Origin of the sequence: Pseudomonas sp. K5002 (assembly GCF_013386655.1) — a bacterium.
GTDB lineage: Bacteria > Pseudomonadota > Gammaproteobacteria > Pseudomonadales > Pseudomonadaceae > Aquipseudomonas.
This window is the reverse complement of sequence record NZ_JACARK010000256.1, coordinates 1-3,921: the sequence shown is the minus strand read 5'-3', so window position 1 is coordinate 3,921 and position 3,921 is coordinate 1. Positions and strand designations below refer to the sequence as shown.

Genomic DNA, 3,921 nt, shown 5'->3' with positions numbered 1-3,921 from the left:
GAGCGGAACCCATATCAGCCGTTACCCAAATAACGGATATACACCCAAAACCCACCTCAGCCCCGCCGACTCCCCAGCCATTCCTCCCGGGTAATCTCCCAGATATCCTTGGGCAAACTCCCCGCGACAAACTGCCCTTCATCCGTCCTGACCAACCGCATCCCCGTCCGCTCGGAAATCCTGCGAGACGCCACGTTCGGCGCCGCCTTGGGCACGCGCATCACAGGCCGCTCCAGCACCTCAAACCAATACTCAGTCACCGCCGCACTGGCCTCGGCCATCAACCCCTGGCCCTGCCACTGCGGCGCCAGCCAAAAGCCGCGGTTGTTGTCCACCTCATCCATCAGGCTGACATTACCAATCAACACCCCAGGCGCGCTTTTCAGGCGGATCGACCAATGCCACTCCTCACCCCGAGCCATCGCCGGCAATGCAACCTGCTCCAGATAGCTGCGCGCACCATCCGCCGGGTACGGCCAGGGCACCAGGGCATTCAGGTAACGCACCACTTCCCAGTGCGGAAATTGCTGCTGGACACCCTCGGCATCCTCCAGCGTCAACGGCCGCAGGATCAGCCGTTCGGTATACAGCGTAGGTTGCGCATCCATGTCGTTACCATGTGGCAGTGTTGGGAAAGTCCAGGGTCCCGCGATCCACAAAACGCATGGTGCCAAACAGGCCACCTGCGAGTTTCCCGCGCAACACGTACGGCAGGTTATTCAAACTCTGGGTCTGGCTCAAGCCAAGGGTCTGGCGCAACACGGAAAACGCCGAAACGCTCACCGGCACCGTCAGCACCGTCTCCGAAAAGCGTGGGATCGAGCCACCCTGGTCACTCACCCCGGACGCCAGCGGCCGGCCATTGACCTCCAGGTCCAGGGCCACGCCGCTGTAGTCGATGGCGGTTTCATTCGGATTTTGTATCCGCAGCTTCACCGCGAAACGCACTTCCAGGTCCTGGCTCTGCAGCGGCTCGATGCCCACCACGTTGATGTTCACCGGGTCGCGATTGGGAAACAGCGCGCACGCGCTCAGGGTGAGTAGCAGCAGTGACAAAACCATGAGCTTGCGCATAAAACGGGTTCTCCTATTTCGTGACGTCCGGGTCCTGCATCACTTTGAGGGTGGAGGCTTCCGGATCAAATTCATCTTCTTCCAACTCTATGAACTCCTCAGGCAGGAAGATGTTCAGCACGATAGCGCAGAACGCCCCCACGGTGATCGGCGACTCGAAGATGTTGTGCAGTGCCTTGGGCAGCTCGCGCAGTACTTCCGGCACTGCCGCCACACCCAGGCCCATGCCCAGGGAGATCGCCACGATCAGCACATTGCGCCGGTGCAGCCCGGCTTCGGCGAGGATCTTGATCCCGGCCACGGCCACGGTGCCGAACATGATCAGCGTGGCGCCACCGAGTACCGGCTTGGGCATCAGTTGCAACACCGCGCCGATCATCGGGAACAGCCCCAGCAGCACCAGCAGCCCGGCAATGAAGTACGCCACATAACGGCTGGCCACGCCGGTCAACTGGATCACCCCGTTGTTCTGGGCGAAGGTCACCATCGGCAAGCTGTTGAAGGTGGCCGCCATCACCGAGTTGAGGCCGTCGGCCAGCAGGCCGGACTTGATGCGCTTGATGTACAGCGGGCCCTTGACCGGCTGTTGCGAGATCATCGAGTTGGCGGTCAGGTCACCGGCGGCTTCCAGTGGCGAAATCAGGAAGATCACCGCCACCGGGATAAACGCCACCCAGTCGAACGAAAAACCGTACTTGAACGGCACCGGTACGCTGATCAGTGGCAACTGGGGCAGGGCGCCCAGGTCGACGCGGCCCATCCACCAGGCCACCACAAAACCCAGGGTCAGGCCGATCACGATCGAACCCAGGCGCAGGAACGGGTTGTTGAAGCGGTTGAGTACCACGATGGTCAGCAGCACCAGGGCCGCCAGGCCCATGTTGCCGGCGGCGCCCAGGTCGCTGGCGCCATAACCGCCGGCCATGTCGGTGACGGCCACCTTGATCAGCGACAAACCCATCAAGGTAATGATGGTGCCGGTGACCACCGGGGTGATCAGCTTGCGCAGCTTGCCGATGAACTGGCTGAGCACCACTTCGATAAACGCCGCGAAAAAGCAGATGCCGAAGATCGTCGACAGGATCTCATCGGTGCCGCCGCCCCGGGCCTTGACCATGAAGCCGGCACTGAGGATCACGCTGATAAACGAAAAACTGGTGCCTTGCAGGCACAGCAGGCCCGAACCCACCGGGCCGAACTTGCGGGCCTGCACAAAGGTGCCGAGCCCGGACACAAACAACGCCATGCTGACCAGGTACGGCACTTCGCTTTCCAGGCCCAGCACGCCGCCGACGATCAGCGTCGGGGTGATGATCCCGACAAAGCTGGCCAGCACGTGCTGCAGGGCGGCAAATATCGCCGCGCTGAAGTGCGGACGGTCGTCGAGGCCGTAGATCAGGTCGGATTTATAACGGGGGCGAGGGGTTTGAGTGTCAGACAAAATACGGGCCCGGGTAGGAAAAAGGAGGCGCAGGATGCCAGAAAGTGCCAGTTGTCAGAAGTGTGAAAAAATATTTCGAAACATCCCCCATTAAATCCTCAAGCCGGCCGATAACGTTGTAGGCACCACATACCTATTAAAACAGTGGCGCCGTAAGGTCAGAGCAGCGCGTTGACGCTGACTGACCGTGTCGCGGCAGGGACGCGCGCAGCCACTACTTCTGAGAGCGCACCTATGTCCCTCCGTAACCTGAATATTGCCCCCCGAGCTTTCCTTGGTTTTGCGTTCATTGCGTTGCTTGTGGTTATCCTGGGGGTGTTTGCGGTCAACCGCATGACGCTGATCCGCCAGGCCTCGGTCGACATGGGAACCAACCAGTTACCCAGCGTAAAGTACCTTGGCAACATTACCGAAAACGTGTTGCGCCTGCGCATCCTGTCCTTCCGCATTCTGATCAACCGCGAGCCGGCCGCCGTGCAGGACGCCAAGGAGCGCTCGGCCATTCTGGTGGACAAGGTCAAGGTGGCCCAGGCCGCCTATTCGGCCTTGCCTGCCGAGGGCGAAGAGGCCAGCGTCTACAAAGCCTTTTCCGCGACCCTCGACAGCTACCTGACCGCCCAGGCCGAGATGATGTCGCTGTCGCAGCAAAACAAGGTCGAGGAGATGCGTACCCTGATCAATACCCGGATCAAGGACGGCACCGACCTGATGGGCGAGCAGTTGAATAAACTGATCGCCATCAACAGCGCCGGGGCCGATCAGGCCAACGTCGCCGCCGAAGGCAGTTATTCCCAGGCTGTGACCGGGATCATCATCGTCGCCGTGGTGGCAGCCTTGATGACGGTGTTGCTGGCCTGGCTGCTGACCCGCAGCATTGTCGCTCCGCTGCAAAAGGCGGTCAGTGCTGCCGAATCCATCGCCGGCGGCAACCTGAGCAAACCCATCGAAGTCGACGGCAAGGACGAACCGGCCCGCCTGCTCGGCGCCCTGGCCGCGATGCAGAACAACCTGCGCCAGACCATCCAGCACATCGCCGGCTCAGCCACGCAGTTGGCCTCCGCCGCTGAAGAGCTCAGTGCCGTCACCGAAGAAGCCTCCAAAGGCCTGCAACAGCAAAACAACGAAATCGACCAGGCCGCCACCGCGGTCAACGAAATGACGGCCGCCGTGGAAGAAGTGGCGCGCAACGCGGTGTCCACCTCCGAGGCGTCCAGCCAGTCCAACCAGGCTGCGCGGGAAGGGCGCGACCGAGTGGTGGAAACCGTCGGCGCGATCCAGACCATGACCCAGGACGTGCAAAACACCTCGGTGCTGATCGAAGGCCTGGCCACCCAGGGCCGTGACATTGGCAAGGTACTGGATGTGATTCGCGCGATTGCCGAGCAGACCAACCTGCTGGCCCTCAA

General features: G+C 61.4%; 4 protein-coding genes. 1 reads left to right on the top strand and 3 read right to left on the bottom strand.

The genetic code is table 11. The features are described 5' to 3' along the window. Window positions 1-56: 56 nt before the first annotated feature. Genes HX846_RS13500 through HX846_RS13490 form a run of 3 tightly spaced genes read right to left on the bottom strand, consistent with a single transcriptional unit; the run spans window position 57 to window position 2,515 of the window. Window positions 57-608, bottom strand: coding sequence for a GNAT family N-acetyltransferase (locus tag HX846_RS13500; protein WP_087694381.1), 552 nt, complete (start codon window positions 606-608; stop codon window positions 57-59). Between the two features lie 4 nt (window positions 609-612). Next, window positions 613-1,074 carry an LEA type 2 family protein gene (locus HX846_RS13495; RefSeq protein ID WP_003214086.1) on the bottom strand — a complete coding sequence of 154 codons (462 nt, stop codon included), beginning with the start codon at window positions 1,072-1,074 and terminating at the stop codon, window positions 613-615. A gap of 13 nt (window positions 1,075-1,087) precedes the next feature. Then, a complete protein-coding gene (locus tag HX846_RS13490) occupies window positions 1,088-2,515 on the bottom strand; it encodes a nucleobase:cation symporter-2 family protein (RefSeq protein WP_008431217.1) in 1,428 nt (475 codons plus the stop codon). A gap of 234 nt (window positions 2,516-2,749) precedes the next feature. On the opposite strand from HX846_RS13490, the gene HX846_RS13485 reads away from it, so the two are divergent. After that, on the top strand, window positions 2,750-3,921 hold a 1,172-nt coding region (locus HX846_RS13485), incomplete at its 3' end, for a methyl-accepting chemotaxis protein (protein WP_178965539.1).

Excerpts from the sequence above, each read along its gene's own strand:
- HX846_RS13500 (WP_087694381.1), bottom strand. The coding sequence starts at position 608 with ATGGATGCGCAACCTACGCTGTATACCGAACGGCTGATCCTGCGGCCG.
- HX846_RS13495 (WP_003214086.1), bottom strand. The coding sequence starts at position 1,074 with ATGCGCAAGCTCATGGTTTTGTCACTGCTGCTACTCACCCTGAGCGCG.